At 70.8% G+C, this 14,728-nt stretch carries 12 protein-coding genes; 7 read left to right on the top strand and 5 right to left on the bottom strand.

The features are described 5' to 3' along the window. Nucleotides 1-24: 24 nt before the first annotated feature. The 5 genes from mepA to QE401_RS09725 form a co-directional block, all read right to left on the bottom strand. On the bottom strand, nt 25-927 hold the full coding sequence (gene mepA / locus QE401_RS09745) for a penicillin-insensitive murein endopeptidase (protein ID WP_307138013.1): 903 nt from the start codon (nt 925-927) through the stop codon (nt 25-27). A gap of 2 nt (nt 928-929) precedes the next feature. Then, nucleotides 930-1,220, bottom strand: coding sequence for a hypothetical protein (locus tag QE401_RS09740; RefSeq protein WP_307138012.1), 291 nt, complete (start codon nt 1,218-1,220; stop codon nt 930-932). 53 nt (nt 1,221-1,273) lie between these two features. Then, nucleotides 1,274-2,656, bottom strand: a complete 1,383-nt coding sequence (locus QE401_RS09735) for an HlyD family type I secretion periplasmic adaptor subunit (protein WP_307138011.1) — start codon at nt 2,654-2,656, stop codon at nt 1,274-1,276. Continuing rightward, nucleotides 2,653-4,485, bottom strand: a complete 1,833-nt coding sequence (locus tag QE401_RS09730; RefSeq protein WP_307138010.1) for a type I secretion system permease/ATPase — start codon at nt 4,483-4,485, stop codon at nt 2,653-2,655. The genes QE401_RS09735 and QE401_RS09730 overlap by 4 nt, the downstream gene beginning before the upstream one ends. A gap of 264 nt (nt 4,486-4,749) precedes the next feature. Next, the gene (locus tag QE401_RS09725; RefSeq protein WP_307138009.1) at nt 4,750-5,226 is read right to left on the bottom strand and encodes a GtrA family protein; all 477 of its coding nucleotides are present in this window, start codon (nt 5,224-5,226) and stop codon (nt 4,750-4,752) included. A gap of 123 nt (nt 5,227-5,349) precedes the next feature. Between QE401_RS09725 and QE401_RS09720 the strand changes: the two genes are divergently transcribed. The 7 genes from QE401_RS09720 (at nt 5,350) to QE401_RS09690 (ending at nt 14,725) form a co-directional block, all read left to right on the top strand. Continuing rightward, nucleotides 5,350-6,942: an ABC transporter substrate-binding protein gene (locus tag QE401_RS09720; protein WP_307138008.1), complete on the top strand. Its 1,593-nt coding sequence runs from the start codon at nt 5,350-5,352 to the stop codon at nt 6,940-6,942. A gap of 170 nt (nt 6,943-7,112) precedes the next feature. After that, entirely contained in the window at nt 7,113-8,720 is a 1,608-nt protein-coding gene (locus QE401_RS09715) for an ABC transporter substrate-binding protein (protein ID WP_307138007.1), read from the top strand. A 447-nt stretch (nt 8,721-9,167) separates the two neighbouring features. After that, entirely contained in the window at nt 9,168-10,790 is a 1,623-nt protein-coding gene (locus tag QE401_RS09710) for an ABC transporter substrate-binding protein (RefSeq protein WP_307138006.1), read from the top strand. Between the two features lie 9 nt (nt 10,791-10,799). Further along, the gene (locus tag QE401_RS09705) at nt 10,800-11,741 is read left to right on the top strand and encodes an ABC transporter permease (protein WP_307138005.1); all 942 of its coding nucleotides are present in this window, start codon (nt 10,800-10,802) and stop codon (nt 11,739-11,741) included. Next, nucleotides 11,738-12,664: an ABC transporter permease gene (locus QE401_RS09700; RefSeq protein WP_307138004.1), complete on the top strand. Its 927-nt coding sequence runs from the start codon at nt 11,738-11,740 to the stop codon at nt 12,662-12,664. The genes QE401_RS09705 and QE401_RS09700 overlap by 4 nt, the downstream gene beginning before the upstream one ends. 4 nt (nt 12,665-12,668) lie before the next feature. Beyond that, nucleotides 12,669-13,661: an ABC transporter ATP-binding protein gene (locus QE401_RS09695; RefSeq protein WP_307138003.1), complete on the top strand. Its 993-nt coding sequence runs from the start codon at nt 12,669-12,671 to the stop codon at nt 13,659-13,661. Beyond that, a complete protein-coding gene (locus tag QE401_RS09690; RefSeq protein WP_307138002.1) occupies nt 13,658-14,725 on the top strand; it encodes an ABC transporter ATP-binding protein in 1,068 nt (355 codons plus the stop codon). The genes QE401_RS09695 and QE401_RS09690 overlap by 4 nt, the downstream gene beginning before the upstream one ends. Nucleotides 14,726-14,728 lie beyond the last annotated feature (3 nt).

Below are 14,728 nucleotides of genomic sequence, written 5' to 3'. Positions count from 1 at the left end.
TTGGCGGCGGGCGCCGCCGCCGGCTCAGCCCGGCGCCGCCAGCACCCCCGCGCAGGCCGCCGGCAGGCGCGGCGGCGGGCCCGGCGGGCGGGGCGGGGGCGGCTGCCGCGCCTCGGGCGAGAACCACCAGGCCAGGCTGGCATCGCAGCCATCGCCGGCCGGCACCGGGGCCTGGTCCTGGCATTGCGCCTGGCCGGCCAGGCAGCGCAGCCGGATGTGGAAATGCGAATCATGCCCGCGCCAGGGGCGCAGCCGGCGCAGCCAGGGCTCGCCCGCATGGTCGCGGCAGATCGCCTGCTTGATCGCCGGGTTGACGAAGATGCGGTCCACCGCCGGATCCTCGGCCGCCAGCCGCAGCAGCAGCGCATGCGAGGGCGTGTACCGGCGCGGATCGATATCCATGCCATCCGGGCGGACCAGGGAGGGCACCTCGATCTGCTCGCGCTGCGCCGGGGTGGTGGGCGGCTTCGGGTTCAGCTCGAACCAGATATCGGCATCCAGCCCCAGCTGGTGGCTGGCATGGCCCCAGGGCAGCGGCCCGCCGCGCGGCTGGCCGAGATCGCCGATCCACAGCGCCGGCAGCCCGGCGCGCTGCGCCCGCGCCGCCAGGCCGCGCAGGCTGGCCAGCAGCGCCGGATGCCCCCAGAAGCGGTTGCGCGAGAGGCGGACCATCTGCCAGCCCGGCCCCTCGGCCGGCATGGCCTCGGCGCCGGCGATGCAGCCCAGGCCATGGCCGCCGATGCTGCGCGCCGGCCCCGGCGCAGGGCCGGGCACCGTGGCCCAGGCCTGGGCCGGGCTGGCGGCCGGGATCGCCTGGAGCATCGGCACCGGCGCGGCCTCGGCCGGGGGCGGCGCCGCGGCGGCGGGCGGGGCGAGGGCCAGCAGGCCCGCCCCCAGCGCCGCCAGCGCGACCTGGCGCGGCCGCATGCTCAGCCGGAGAAGCGGAAGGCGCCGGGCACGCTGTCGCCGGCCTCGGCCGGGGTGGCGGCCGGGGCGGTCCCTTGCGCCTGCTGCGCCTGCTTCACCTTGCTGTCGATCTGCTTCAGCAGCGCCAGCAGGCTGTTGGCGAAGGCCGGCAACTGCACCACCGGGATCATCAGCTGGCCGCAGGGCACCGGTTTTCCCTCCGCCCCCGACTGGGCGAGGGTGATGCGGGTGACGCCGTAATGCACGCTGGCCTCCAGGATGCCGTCGGCGAACAGCGTGGTCTTGTCGGTCATCGGGTCGGGTTCTCCTCAGGGTCCGATGCGGTGCGGCGGAAGGCGGCGCCCCCTCACTGCTCGCGGAAGGCGCGGTGGAAGCTGTCCAGCACCGGCTGCATCATGTAGCGGAAGAAGCTGCGGCTGCCGGTCTGGATCTGCGCCTCCACCGGCATGCCGGCGCGCAGCGAGACATTCTCCAGCCGCGCCAGCTGCTCCTGGTCGATGACGATCTGCACCCGGTAATGGCTGGCGCGCGTCCGCTCATCGGTGGTGACGTCGCTGGCGACATAGGTGACATGGCCGTGCAGGAAGGGCACCAGCCGCTGCTTGAAGGCGGGCAGCCGCACCTCGGCCTGCAGGCCGGGATAGACCACGTCGATATCGGTGGGCGAGAGCTGCACATCGGCGACCAGCCGGTCCTCGGCGGGCACTAGCTCCATCACCGGCTCGCCGGCGCGCACCACGGCGCCGAGGTTGAAGAAGCGGCTGCCCAGGATGGTGCCGTCCTCCGGCGCGGTGATCTCGCGCCGCATCGCCACATCCTGCGCCGCGCGCAGCTTCTCGGTCGCCTCGTGCAGCCGGGTGCGGTTCTCCCGCGCCTCGCCGGTGACCTCGGCCAGGCGCTGGTCGCGCAGCTGCTGCATCTGGTTGCGCGCCTCCTCGGCCGAGGCCTGGGCGCGCTCCACCTGGCCGTTCAGATCGACCATGTTGCCTTCCAGCGAGGCGACATTGCGCTGCAGCGCCAGCAGGCGCGGCATGCGCTCCAGCCCCTGGCGCACCAGCTCGACCACGCTGGCCTCCTCGCGCCGGATCAGCTCCAGCTGGCGGCGCTGGCTGGCGATCTGCCCCTGGGCGGAGGCGGCGGTGGCGTCATGCTGGGCGATGCGCGCCTCCAGCACCTGCAGCTGGCTCTGCAGCGAGGTCTGCCGCGCCGCGAACAGGGTGCGCTGGCCGGTCATGATCTCCAGCGCGCGGTGGTCGTTGCTGTCGCGCAGCTCGGCCGGGAAGGCGATCTCGCTGGCGCCGCGCGCCTCGGCATCCAGCCGCGCCTCCTGCGCCAGGAAGGCCCAGTACTGGGCGCGCAGCGTCTCGAGCCCGGTGGCCGATTGCACATCGTCGAGGCGCATCAGCACCTGGCCGGCGCGCACCCGGTCGCCGTCGCGCGCCAGGATCTCGCGCACGATGCCGCCCTCCAGATGCTGGATGGTGCGGCGGCTGCCCTCGGAGCGGATCTGGCCCGGGGCGATGGCGGCCTCGGCCAGCGGCGCGAAGGCCGACCAGGCGCCGAAGCCGCCGACGAAGAGCAGCGTCGCCGCCAGGCCGAAGACCAGCGTGCCGCGGGTGCGCGGCCGGGCGGGGATGGCCGGCAGCTCCGGCGCCAGGGGCGGCAGGCTGGGGCGGCGCGGCTCGGCAGGCTGCGGCGCGCCGGAGGGGGGAAGGGTGGTGACGCTCATGCCGCACCTCCGGGCTGGGCGGGTCGCGGTCCGGGCGGCGGGGCGGGCGGGGTCGGGCCGCCAGGGGCGCCGCCGCCGGGGGCCGCGCCACCGCCGCCCTGGGCGGCCAGGCGCGGCACCGGCTGGTTGCCGATCTCGGCCGGGCGCGGGCCCATCACGCGCTTCAGCACCTCGGCGCGCGGCCCGAACATCTCCACCGCGCCATCCTTCAGCAGCAGCACCTTGTCCACCGCCTGCACCAGGGCCGGGCGGTGCGAGACCAGCACCACGGTGCAGCCGCGCGCCTTCAGCCGCTCGACGCCGCGCTGCAGCGCCGCCTCGGCATCGCCATCCAGGTTGGAATTGGGCTCGTCCAGCACCACCAGCTTGGGGTTGCCGAACATGGCGCGGGCCAAGCCGATCATCTGCCGCTGGCCGCCGGAGAGATGCGCGCCGCCCTCGCCGATCTCGGTGTCGTAGCCGGCCGGCAGGCGCAGGATCATCTCATGGCAGCCGGCGAGCTTGGCGGCCTCGAAGACCTGCTCCGGATCGGCCTCGCCCATGCGGGCGATGTTGGTCAGCACGCTGCCGTCGAACAGCTCGACATCCTGCGGCAGGTAGCCGACATGGCGGCCGAAATCCTCGCGCTTCCAGGTGAAGACATCGGCGCCGTCCAGCCGCACCGTGCCGGCATTGGGCGCCAGCGTGCCGATCAGCAGCCGCACCAGCGTGGTCTTGCCGGCGGCCGAGGGGCCGATCACCGCCAGGCTCTCGCCCGGGTCGAGGTTAAAGCTGACGCCCTTGATGATCGCCACCGCCTGGCCGGGCAGGCCGTAGGTGACACGTTCGGCGGCGAGCCTGCCGGTGGGCTCGGGCAGCGCCAGCCCGGGCGGGCGGATGCGCGGCTGCGCCAGGAAGCCGGAGAGGCGCTTCAGCGCCTGGCGCGCCTGCACCAGGCCTTTCCAGCCGCCGATCAGCTGCTCCACCGGCGCCAGCGCCCGGCCCATGATGATCGAGCCGGCGATCGAGGCGCCGGAGGTCAGCTCCTGCCGCAGCACCAGATAGGCGCCGACCCCGAGGATGGCGAGCTGCACGGCGAGGCGGAAGAATTTGGTGGCCGAGAGCAGCAGCGCGGCGCGGTCGGCCGCCTGCATCTGCGGCGCCAGCCCCTCCTGCAGGCTGTCATGCCAGCGGCGCTTCACCGCCGGCATCATGCCCATGCTGTCGATGACCTCGGCATTGCGGGCCAGCGAATCGGCCCGCCGCTGGCCGACCAGAGCGGCGTTGGAGGCGCGCTTCAGCAGGTTGGAGGTGGCGAATTCGTTCAGCAGCGTCAGCAGGAAGAGCAGCACCGCGCCGCCGAGCGCGATGAAGCCCATCACCGGATGCAGCAGGAAGATGGCGCCGAGATAGACCGGCACCCAGGGCACGTCATAGACCGCCAGCGCCCCGGGCGAGGCCAGCCAGGAGCGGCAGAAGCCGAGATCGCGCAGCGCCTCCATGCGGTAGGGGCGGCCGCGCAGCTGCGCCTCCATGGCGCGCTCGAAGCCCTCCGGCGCGACGCGGGCCTCGATCCAGCTGGCGCAGCGCTGCATCAGCCGGCTGCGCACCGCCTCCAGCACCGCCAGCAGCAGCAGCGCGGCGATGGCGATCAGCGTCAGGAAGCTCAGCGTGTCCAGGCTGCGGGTGGCCAGCACCCGGTCGAAGACCTGCATCATGTAGAGCGAGACGGTGAGCTGCAGCAGGTTCACCACGCCGCTGAACAGGCCGACCGCCACGAATTCGCGCCGGCAGGCGGCGATCGCCTGGGAGAGCAGGTTGGCGGGGGCGCCGCGCGGGGCCATGGCCATCAGGGCGCTCCCGTCCCGGCAGGGCAAGGGCGGGGCAGGGCGCCCGGCGCCGCGGCGGGGTTCCGCCTGGCGGGCGCTCGGGCCGGCGTTGGCCGATGGGTCAGGGGCGCGGACATGGCCGGCGAAGAACTCCTACGGAAGTTTGGCCAGGATAAGGCGACCGGGCCAAGCGGTCACGGGGCGGCAACCGTGCTCCGCTCCAGCTTCATCGGCTTGTAACCAAGCCCCGAGGGTGGAGTTTCTTCCGCTTTGCTGACGAGTTGCTTACCCGCGCGGGGCGCGGAAGACGAAATGCCGGCTGGCCAGGAAGTTTCCGGCCATGCCGGCCAGCGCCCCGGCCGCCACGGCGATGGCCGGATGCGCCGCGGCCAGCGTCCAGAAGCCCACCAGCAGCGCGTAGCAGCCATAGTTCAGGGCGAAGCCGCCCAGATTGACCAGCAGGAACAGCGCCCATTGCCGACCGGCCGGGGCGCTGCGCGCCTGGCGGAAGGTCCAGGCCCGGTTCAGCGCCCAGTTCCAGCTGGCCGCCACCAGATAGGACAGCACCCGCCCGCCATACAGCCCGGCGCCGAGCCCCAGCGCCAGGTAGAGCATGGCGGTGTCCACCACCACGCCGCTGGCGCCGACGATGCCGAAGCGCAGCGCCTGCCCCGCCACGCCGGAGCCCGCCAGCCAGGCCAGGGCGGCGCGCCGGGCGGGCAGGCGGCGATGGCCGGGGCGGGGCGGGGCGGTCGGGTCCATGCCGGCGGCATAGGCGCGGGCCGGCAGCCTGCCAAGCGGCCGTTTTCCCCCCTTGCGCGGCACCGGGGCCTCGGCTTCCCTCTGCGGCTGAGACAGGGCGAAGCTCCCGGGGAGACCAAGATCATGTTCCGACGCCAAATGCTGGGCGCCGCGGCCGGGCTGGCCGCCGCCGGCGCGCTGCCGCGTTTCGCCATCGCCCAGGGCAATGCGCAGCGCGTGCTGAAATTCATCCCGCAGGCCGATCTGGCCGTGGCCGACCCGATCATCACCACCGCCTATGTGTCGCGCAACCACGGCTATCTGGTGTGGGACACGCTCTACGGCTTCGACCAGGACTACAAGCCGCAGCCGCAGATGGTGCAGGGCCATGTCGTCGAGGATGGCGGCAAGCTCGTCACCATGACGCTGCGCGACGGCATGAAGTTCCATGACGGGGAGCCGGTGCGGGCGCGCGACTGCGTCGCCTCCATCCAGCGCTGGGCCAAGCGCGACGCGCTCGGCCAGGTGATGGTCTCGGTGCTGGACGAGCTCTCGGCGCCGGACGACAAGACCCTGCGCTTCCGCTTCAAGAAGCCCTTCCCGCTGCTGTTCGAGGCGCTGGGCAAGCCGGCCTCGCCGGTCTGCTTCATCATGCCCGAGCGCATCGCCCGCACCGACGCCGCGGTCGCGGTGCGCGAGATGATCGGCTCCGGCCCGTTCCGCTTCAAGCAGGATGAGCGGGTGCCGGGCGCGCGCATCGTCTATGAGCGCTTCGCCGACTATGTCCCGCGCGAGGACGGGCCGGTCAGCTGGACCTCCGGCCCGAAGCGGGCGAATTTCGACCGCATCGAATGGCATGTGATGCCGGATGCGGCGACCGCCGCGAACGCGCTGCAGAGCGGCGAGGCGGATTGGTGGGAGCAGCCGCCGGGCGACCTGCAGGCGCTGCTGCGCCGCAACCGCAACGTCAACCTGGAGATCCAGGACCCGACGGGGCTGATGGGCATCGCCCGCTTCAACCACCTGCACCCGCCCTTCAACAACCCGGCGATCCGCCGCGCGCTGCTCGGCGCCGTCACCCAGGCCGATTTCATGACGGCGGTGATCGGCACCGACACCAGCCTGTGGCGCGACAAGGTCGGCATCTTCACCCCCGACACCCCGCTGGCCAGCGATGCCGGCATGGAGGTGCTGACCAGCGAGCGCGACTACGACAAGGTCAAGCGCGAGCTGGCCGCCGCCGGCTACAAGGGCGAGAAGGTGGTGCTGATCGCGGCTTCCGACTTCCCCTCGCTGAACGCGCTGGCGCAGGTCGGCAATGACATGCTGCAGAAATGCGGCGTCAATGTCGAATTCGTCTCCACCGACTGGGGCACCGTGGTGCAGCGCCGCGCCAGCAAGGAGGCGCCGGACAAGGGCGGGTGGAGCATGTTCTTCACCTTCTGGGCGGGGCTCGACATGGCCAATCCCGGCGTGCAGCAGGCGCTGCGCGGCCATGGCCAGGCCGCCTGGTTCGGCTGGCCCACCGCGCCGAAGCTGGAGGAGCTGCGCAATGCCTGGTTCGAGGCGCCCGATTTGCCGGCGCAGCAGGAGCTGGCCAGGCAGATCCAGCTTCAGGCCTTCCAGGACGTGCCCTACCTGCCGCTCGGCCAGTATTTCCAGGCCTGGGCCTATCGCCGCAACCTGACCGGCGTGCTGAAGGGCCTGCCGATGTTCTGGAACGTGCAACGCAGCTGAGCGTTCTGCACCGCAATAAGGCATGCGCGCGGCCGGGAGCCCCTCCCGGCCGCTTTTTTGTGCCGTGAAGCTGCTTGCAGGGACCACCCGCGCTGCGGTTCCATCGCCCCCGGAGACTTCACGGGTCCGTGCAGGCAAAGATCCGCCGGCCCCGCATCGGGAGACGAAGGATGAAACGACGCAGCCTGCTGGCGGGCGCCGGCGCGGGGCTTGGCCTCGCCGGCGCCGGCCTTGGCGCTCTGCCACGCTTCGCGATCGCCCAGACCCCCGCGAGCCGGGTGCTGAAATTCGTGCCCCAGGCCAACCTCACCAGCCTGGACCCGATCTGGACCACCGCGACCGTCACCCGCAACCATGGCTACATGGTCTATGACTGCCTCTACGGCACCGATGCGGGTTTCGAGCCGCAGCCGCAGATGGCCGAGGGCGCGGTGTTCGAGGAGGAGGGGCGGCGCGTCACCATCACGCTGCGCCCGGGCCTGCGCTTCCATGATGGCGAGCCGGTGCGGGCCGCCGATGTGGTGGCGAGCCTCGCGCGCTGGATGAAGCGCAGCCCGGTCGGCCAGAAGCTGGAGACGGTGGTCGACGAGCTCTCCGCCGCCGATGACCGCCGCCTGGTGTTCCGGCTGAAGCGGCGCTTCCCGCGGCTGCTGCACGCGCTGGGCTCCGCCGCCTCGCCGGCGCCGGTGATCATGCCGGAGCGGCTGGCGCGCACCGACCCGTTCCAGCAGGTGAAGGAGGCGATCGGCTCCGGCCCCTTCCGCTTCAAGGCCGACGAGTACAACAGCGGCAGCTTCATGGCCTGGGAGCGCAACCCGGATTACAGCCCGACGCCGGTCGGGGCGCCGAGCCTGACGGCGGGGCCGAAGCGGGTGCATTTCGACCGCGTCGAATGGCACATCATCACCGACCCCTCCACCGCCGCCGCGGCGCTGCAGAGCGGCGAGATGGATTGGGTGGAGCAGCCGCCGCCGGAGCTGCAGCCGCTGCTGCGGCGCAACCGCAACCTGGTGGTGGACAAGATCGATCCGCTGCCGAATGTCGGTGTGCTGCGCTTCAACCATCTGCACCCGCCCTTCAACGACCCGGCGATCCGCCGCGCCTTGCTGCCGGCGATCAGCCAGGCGGATTTCATGACCAGCATCGTCGGCCCCGAGCCCGGCGACTGGGTGGAGAATGTCGGTGTCTTCACCCCCGGCACGCCGCTCGCGACCGCCGCCGGGCTGGAGCCGCTGCAGGGGCCGCGCAGCCTCGAGCGCGCGAAGGCCGCGCTGAAGGAGGCCGGCTACGCCAACCAGCCGGTGCGGCTGATCGGCCCGACCGACATCCTGGCGCCCACCGCCATCACCCAGGTCTGCGCCGATCTCTACCGGCGGCTGGGCTTCAACCTCGATGTGGTGCTGACCGACTGGGGCAGCACGGTGCAGCGGCGCACCTCGCGCGAGCCGGTGGAGAAGGGCGGCTGGTCGACCGTGCTGACCACCTTCTCCTCCTTCGAATTCGCCGATCCGGCCGGGCATTTCCCGCTGCGCGGCAATGGGCTGGGCGGCTGGCCCGGCTGGCCCACCAGCGAGCGGCTGGAGACGCTGCGCGATTCCTGGTTCGAGGCCGCCGATCTCGGCGAGCAGAAGCGGATCGCCGCCGAGATGCAGGTCGTCGCCATGCAGGAGCTGCCCTTCGTGCCGATCGGTGCCTACTACACCAACACCGCGCATAAGCGGGCGCTGGTGGACCGTGTGCCAGGCTTCGCGCTGTTCTGGAATCTGCGGCGCGCCTGAGGGGGCGGGCCGGGTGCCGCGCGAAACTCCGCAGCGCCCGGCTGGAAGCTTTGCCGGCAACATGGTTCGTGGACGCAACAAAGCCGGCGCGGGGCGCGGTATCGCGCAGCGATGCCGGAGGCGCCGGCCGGCGGGACATGGCAGGGACAGGGCGTCGTGCCGGGCGATCGGCGGCGGGAAAGCGGCGGCGCCGCGCCACGCTTCCTTGAACAGAAGCGCGATCCGCCCGATGCTGGCGCCAATGACCGGGGGCGGGCCCCCGCGCGGCCCATCGGGGTTCACCCCGGCCGCGCCGGGACCGGTTCGTCGAAACCGGCTCCCTCAATCAGGCACGGCCGCAAAGGCCGGCGAGTGGCACGCAATGTGCCGGGGATACAGGGAACGCCGCGGGACAGGGCCGCGGCAAACGGGAGCAGGCGGCACGGCCGCTGGACGGGAGAGAAGGGTATGACGATCGAACGCAGGTCCTTGCTGAAGCTGGCCGCAGGCGGTGGCGCCCTGGGCGCCTTCGGCGGCGGCCTGGTGGGTGGGCTGTCCGCGCCCGCCCTGGCGCAGGGCGCCGCCGCGCGCACGCTGCGCTTCGTGCCGCAGGCCAACCTGGCCAATTTCGACCCCGTCTGGGGCACCCAGTATGTCGTGCGCAACGCCGCCATGCTGGTCTGGGACACGCTCTACGGCCTCGATTCGAAGCTCGAGCCGAAGCGCCAGATGGTGGAGAGCGAGGAGGTCTCCGCCGATGGGCTGACCTGGACCTTCAAGCTGCGCTCCGGCCTGAGGTTCCACGACAACACGCCCGTCCTGGCCAAGGATGCGGTGGCCAGCCTGGCGCGCTGGGCGGTGCGCGACCCGATGGGCCAGATGATCCGCGCCATCCAGAACGAGCTGGTGGCGGTGGATGACAGCACCTTCCGCTGGTCGCTGAAGCAGCCCTATCCGAAGATGCTGCTGGCGCTGGCCAAGAACAACGCGCCCTGCAGCTTCGTCATGCCGGAGCGCATCGCCAAGACCGACCCGTTCCAGCAGATCAGCGAATATGTCGGCTCCGGCCCCTTCCGCTTCGTGCGCGAGGAATGGGTGCCCGGCGCCCGCGCCGTGTTCCAGAAATTCGATGGCTATGTGCCGCGCGAGGAGCCGGCGGACTGGATGGCCGGCGGCAAGCGGGTCCTGGTCGACCGCGTCGAATGGGTGATCATGCCCGACCCGGCCACGGCCTCCTCTGCGCTGCAGAATGGCGAGGTCGATTGGTGGGAGAACCCGATCAGCGACCTGGTGCCGCTGCTGCGGCGCAACCGCAACGTCAATGTCGACATCGCCGACCCGCTCGGCAATATCGGCAGCCTGCGCATGAACCACCTGCACGCGCCCTTCAACGACCCGCGCGCCCGCCGCGCCGTGCTGATGGCGCTGAGCCAGGAGGATTACATGCGCGCGCTGGTCGGCGACGACAACGCGCTGTGGAAGGCCAACCCCTCCTTCTTCACCCATGGCACGCCGCTCTACACCGAGGAGGGCGGCGAGATCATGAAGGGCGCGCGCGACTATGACGCGGCCCGGAAGCTGCTGGCCGAGGCCGGCTACAAGGGCGAGCCGATCACCCTGCTGGTGGCGCAGGACCAGCCCATCACCAAGGCCTTCGGCGATGTCACGGCCGATCTGCTGAAGCGCATCGGCATGAATGTCGATTTCGTGGCCACCGATTGGGGCACGGTCGGCAGCCGCCGCGCCATGAAGAACCCGCCCGGCCAGGGCGGCTGGCACATCTTCCACACCTGGCATGCGGGGGCGGATTGCCTCAACCCCGCCGCCTACACCGCGATCCGCGCCAATGGCGATGGCGCCTGGTTCGGCTGGCCGAAGAACGACCAGCTCGAAGCCTATCGCGACGAGTGGTTTGCCGCACCCAACATGGAGGCCGAGAAAGCGGCGATCGCCAAGATGAACCGGGAAGCGATGAATTTCGGCCTGTACGGGCCGACCGGCTTCTTCCTCTCCTACCAGGCCTGGCGGAGGAATGTGAGCGGTGTCGTCAAGGCGCCGATCCCGTTCTTCTGGGGCGTCTCCAAGAGCTGATCGAAGAGCATGTTCGCCTACATCGTCCGACGTGTCCTGGCGACCATCCCCGTGATGGCGATCGTCGCCCTGTTTGTCTTCAGCCTGCTCTACATCGCCCCCGGCGATCCGGCGGCGGTCATCGCGGGTGACCAGGCCACGCCGGCCGATGTGGAGCGGATCCGCGCCAGCCTGGGCCTTGACCGGCCCTTCCTGGTGCGCTTCGGCGAATGGGTCTTCCGCATCCTGCAGGGCGACCTCGGCGTCTCCATCTTCACCAATCTCCCGGTGACGCGGATGATCGCCCAGCGCATCGAGCCCACGCTGTCGCTGATGATCGTCACCCTGATCCTGGCCGTCACCATCGCCGTGCCGATGGGCGTGGTCGCCGCCTGGAAGGCCGGCTCCTGGATAGACCGCTGCGTCATGGCCTTCGCCGTGCTCGGCTTCTCGGTGCCGGTCTTCGTGGTGGGCTATCTGCTGGCCTATTACTTCGCGCTCGAGCTCGACTGGTTCCCGGTGCAGGGCTACACGCCCTTCTCCCAGGGGGTGCGGCCCTGGCTGTCCAACCTGGTGCTGCCGGCCATCGCGCTGGGCGGCGTCTATATCGCGCTGATCGCCCGCATCACGCGCGCGACCATGCTCGAGGTGCTGCAGCAGGACTACATCCGCACGGCGCGCGCCAAGGGCGCCGGGCAGACCACGCTGCTCTTCGTGCATGCGCTGAAGAACGCGGCGGTGCCGATCGTCACCGTCATCGGCATCGGCGTCGCGCTGCTGATCGGCGGCGCGGTGGTGACGGAAAGCGTCTTCGCCATCCCCGGCCTCGGCCGGCTGACGGTGGATGCCATCCTGCGCCGCGACTACCCGGTCATCCAGGGCGTGATCCTGCTGTTCAGCTTCGTCTACGTGCTGGTCAATCTTCTGATCGACCTCAGCTACACCCTGTTCGACCCGAGGATCCGGTATTGAGCACCTCCATCCTGCCCCCGGGGGGCGTCTCGCCGCAGGACGTCGCCGTGGCGCCGTCCATGCCGGACATCATGGCGCAGAAGAAGACCCGCAAGGGTGTGCTGGGCTATCTGCTGCGCCATCCGACCATCGCCATCGGCGGCTTCCTGCTGCTGCTGATGCTGGCGGTCGCGGTCTTCGCGCCCTTCCTGTGGACCAAGGACCCGACGGCGCTGGCGCCCGCCATGCGCACCCGCGACCCCTCGGCGCGCTTCTGGTTCGGCACCGACATGCTGGGGCGCGACGTCTACAGCCGCGTGCTCTACGGCACCCGCGTCTCGCTGCAGGTGGGCTTCGGCGTCGCCTTCTTCGCCTCCATCATCGGGCTGGCCATCGGCCTGGTCTCGGGCTTCGTCCGCTGGGCCGACAGCATCATCATGCGGGTGATGGACGGCATCATGTCGATCCCCTCCATCCTGCTGGCCATCGCGCTGATGGCGCTGACCCGCGGCTCGGTCGGCAATGTCATCCTGGCCATCACCATCGCCGAGATCCCGCGCGTCTCCCGCCTGGTGCGCGGCGTGGTGCTGTCGCTGCGTGAGCAGCCCTATGTCGATGCCGCCATCGCCTCCGGCACCCGCACGCCGGTGATCATCTGGCGCCACATCCTGCCCAACACCCTGGCGCCCATGACGGTGCAGGCGACCTATATCTGCGCCAGCGCCATGATCGCCGAGGCGATCCTGTCCTTCATCGGCGCGGGCACGCCGCCGATCATCCCGTCCTGGGGCAACATCATGGCCGAGGGCCGGGCGCTCTGGCAGGTCAAGCCCTACATCGTCTTCTTCCCGGCGGTGTTCCTTTCCATCACCGTGCTGGCGGTGAACCTGCTGGGCGACGGCCTGCGGGATTCGCTCGATCCGCGCGCGGCGAAGCGGGTGTAAGACCATGGCCCTGCTCGAAGTCGAAAACCTGCAGACGCATTTCCGCACCCCCGATGGCGGCGTGAACCGCGCCGTCGACGGGCTCACCTTCTCGGTGGAGGCGGGCGAGACCGTCGCCATCGTGGGCGAGTCCGGCTGCGGCAAATCCGTCACCTCCATGTCGATCCTGCGGCTGATCCCGGAACCCCCGGGCAAGATCGCCGGCTCCATCCGCTTCAATGGCAAGGACCTGCTGAAGGTCTCGGACCGCGAGATGCGCGCCATCCGCGGCAATGAGATCAGCATGATCTTCCAGGAGCCGATGACCTCGCTGAATCCGGTGCTGACCATCGGCCAGCAGATCGGCGAGGCGCTGCGCCTACATCAGGGCCTCTCCCGCGGCCAGGCCGAGGCCAAGGCGGTGGAGATGCTGACGCTGGTCGGCATTCCCGCGCCGGCCAAGCGGGTGAAGGAATATCCGCACCAGCTCTCGGGCGGCATGCGCCAGCGCGTGATGATCGCGATCGCGCTCGCCTGCAATCCGAAGCTGCTGATCGCCGACGAGCCGACCACCGCGCTCGACGTGACGATCCAGGCGCAGATCCTCGACCTGATGCGCGACCTGAAGCGCACCGTCGGCGCCGCCATCGTGCTGATCACCCATGATCTCGGCGTGGTCGCCGAGGTCGCGGAGCGGGTGATCGTCATGTATGCCGGCCGCAAGGTGGAGGAGGCGAAGGTGGCGGAGCTGTTCCGCGCGCCGAAGCACCCTTACACCCAGGGCCTGCTGGGTGCGGTGCCGAAGCTCGGCTCCTCGCTGACCGGCGAGACCGAGCGGCTGGCCGAGATCCCCGGCCTGGTGCCCAGCCTGAAGCAGAAGATCCAGGGCTGCGTCTTCGCCGGACGCTGCCCGCATGTCACCGAGCTCTGCCGCGAGGTCGCGCCGGGGCTCGAGGAGAAGGCGCCGGGCCATATCGCGGCCTGCCACTACGCGGTGAAGGAGGCCGTGGCCGCATGAGCATGACCATGGGCACCCATCCGGCGCATCGCGCGCCTTCCCGCTCCAGCCGCCCGCTGCTGGAGGTGAACGACCTGAAGAAGCACTTCCCGATCAAGGCGGGCTTCTTCGGCGGCACCACCGGCCATGTCTATGCCGTCGACGGCGTCTCCTTCCATATCGAGAAGGGCGAGACGCTGTCGCTGGTGGGCGAATCCGGCTGCGGCAAGTCGACCGTCGGCAAGGCGCTGCTGCGGCTCTTCCCGCCCACCGCCGGCCAGGTGGTGCTGGACGGGCAGCGCATCGACGATCTCTCGCAGGGCAAGCTGCGGCCGCTGCGCCGGCGCATGGGGGTGGTGTTCCAGGACCCGTTCTCCAGCCTGAACCCTCGCATGCGGGTGAAGGATCTGCTGGCCGAGCCGATCCGCAATTTCGGCCTGGCGAAGGACAGCGCCGACCTCGACGAGCGCGTGGCCAAGCTGATGGACACGGTGCGGCTGCCGCGCGATGCGGTGAATCGCTGGCCGCATGAATTCTCGGGCGGCCAGCGCCAGCGCATCTGCATCGCCCGCGCGCTGGCCGGCGAGCCGGAGCTGATCATCTGCGACGAGGCGGTCTCCGCCCTCGACGTCTCGGTGAAGGCGCAGATCGTCAACCTGCTGCAGGATCTGCAGAAGGAGCTGGGCCTGGCGCTGCTGTTCATCAGCCACGACCTGGCCATCGTGGAGCACATGACGCATCGCGTCGCGGTGATGTATCTCGGCAAGATCGTCGAGATCGCGCCGCGCCGGCAGCTCTTCGGCGCGCCGAAGCACCCCTATACCGAGGCGCTGCTCTCCGCCGTGCCGGTGCCGGAGCCGGGGGCGGGGCGGCAGCGCATCGTGCTGAAGGGCGATGTGCCGAGCCCGATCAACCCGCCCAAGGGCTGCCGTTTCCACACCCGCTGCCCCTATGCCTTCGACCGCTGCCGCGTCGACGAGCCGCAGCTGCAACAGACGGAGCCGGGGCAGTGGGCGGCCTGCCATTTGCACGACCGCCCTGCGGCGGAGAACCCGCTGGCGCGCAGCCTGCCGGAGATGGTTTAAAGA

It is taken from the genome of Pseudoroseomonas cervicalis (genome assembly GCF_030818485.1).
GTDB classification, from domain to species: domain Bacteria; phylum Pseudomonadota; class Alphaproteobacteria; order Acetobacterales; family Acetobacteraceae; genus Pseudoroseomonas; species Pseudoroseomonas cervicalis_A.
This window is presented reverse-complemented; position numbering and strand designations above follow the sequence as displayed.

Excerpts from the sequence above, each read along its gene's own strand:
- QE401_RS09735 (WP_307138011.1), bottom strand. The coding sequence starts at position 2,656 with ATGAGCGTCACCACCCTTCCCCCCTCCGGCGCGCCGCAGCCTGCCGAG.
- QE401_RS09705 (WP_307138005.1), top strand. The coding sequence starts at position 10,800 with ATGTTCGCCTACATCGTCCGACGTGTCCTGGCGACCATCCCCGTGATG.
- QE401_RS09740 (WP_307138012.1), bottom strand. The coding sequence starts at position 1,220 with ATGACCGACAAGACCACGCTGTTCGCCGACGGCATCCTGGAGGCCAGC.
- mepA (WP_307138013.1), bottom strand. The coding sequence starts at position 927 with ATGCGGCCGCGCCAGGTCGCGCTGGCGGCGCTGGGGGCGGGCCTGCTG.
- QE401_RS09725 (WP_307138009.1), bottom strand. The coding sequence starts at position 5,226 with ATGGACCCGACCGCCCCGCCCCGCCCCGGCCATCGCCGCCTGCCCGCC.
- QE401_RS09720 (WP_307138008.1), top strand. The coding sequence starts at position 5,350 with ATGTTCCGACGCCAAATGCTGGGCGCCGCGGCCGGGCTGGCCGCCGCC.
- QE401_RS09715 (WP_307138007.1), top strand. The coding sequence starts at position 7,113 with ATGAAACGACGCAGCCTGCTGGCGGGCGCCGGCGCGGGGCTTGGCCTC.
- QE401_RS09690 (WP_307138002.1), top strand. The coding sequence starts at position 13,658 with ATGAGCATGACCATGGGCACCCATCCGGCGCATCGCGCGCCTTCCCGC.
- QE401_RS09730 (WP_307138010.1), bottom strand. The coding sequence starts at position 4,485 with ATGGCCATGGCCCCGCGCGGCGCCCCCGCCAACCTGCTCTCCCAGGCG.
- QE401_RS09710 (WP_307138006.1), top strand. The coding sequence starts at position 9,168 with ATGACGATCGAACGCAGGTCCTTGCTGAAGCTGGCCGCAGGCGGTGGC.
- QE401_RS09695 (WP_307138003.1), top strand. The coding sequence starts at position 12,669 with ATGGCCCTGCTCGAAGTCGAAAACCTGCAGACGCATTTCCGCACCCCC.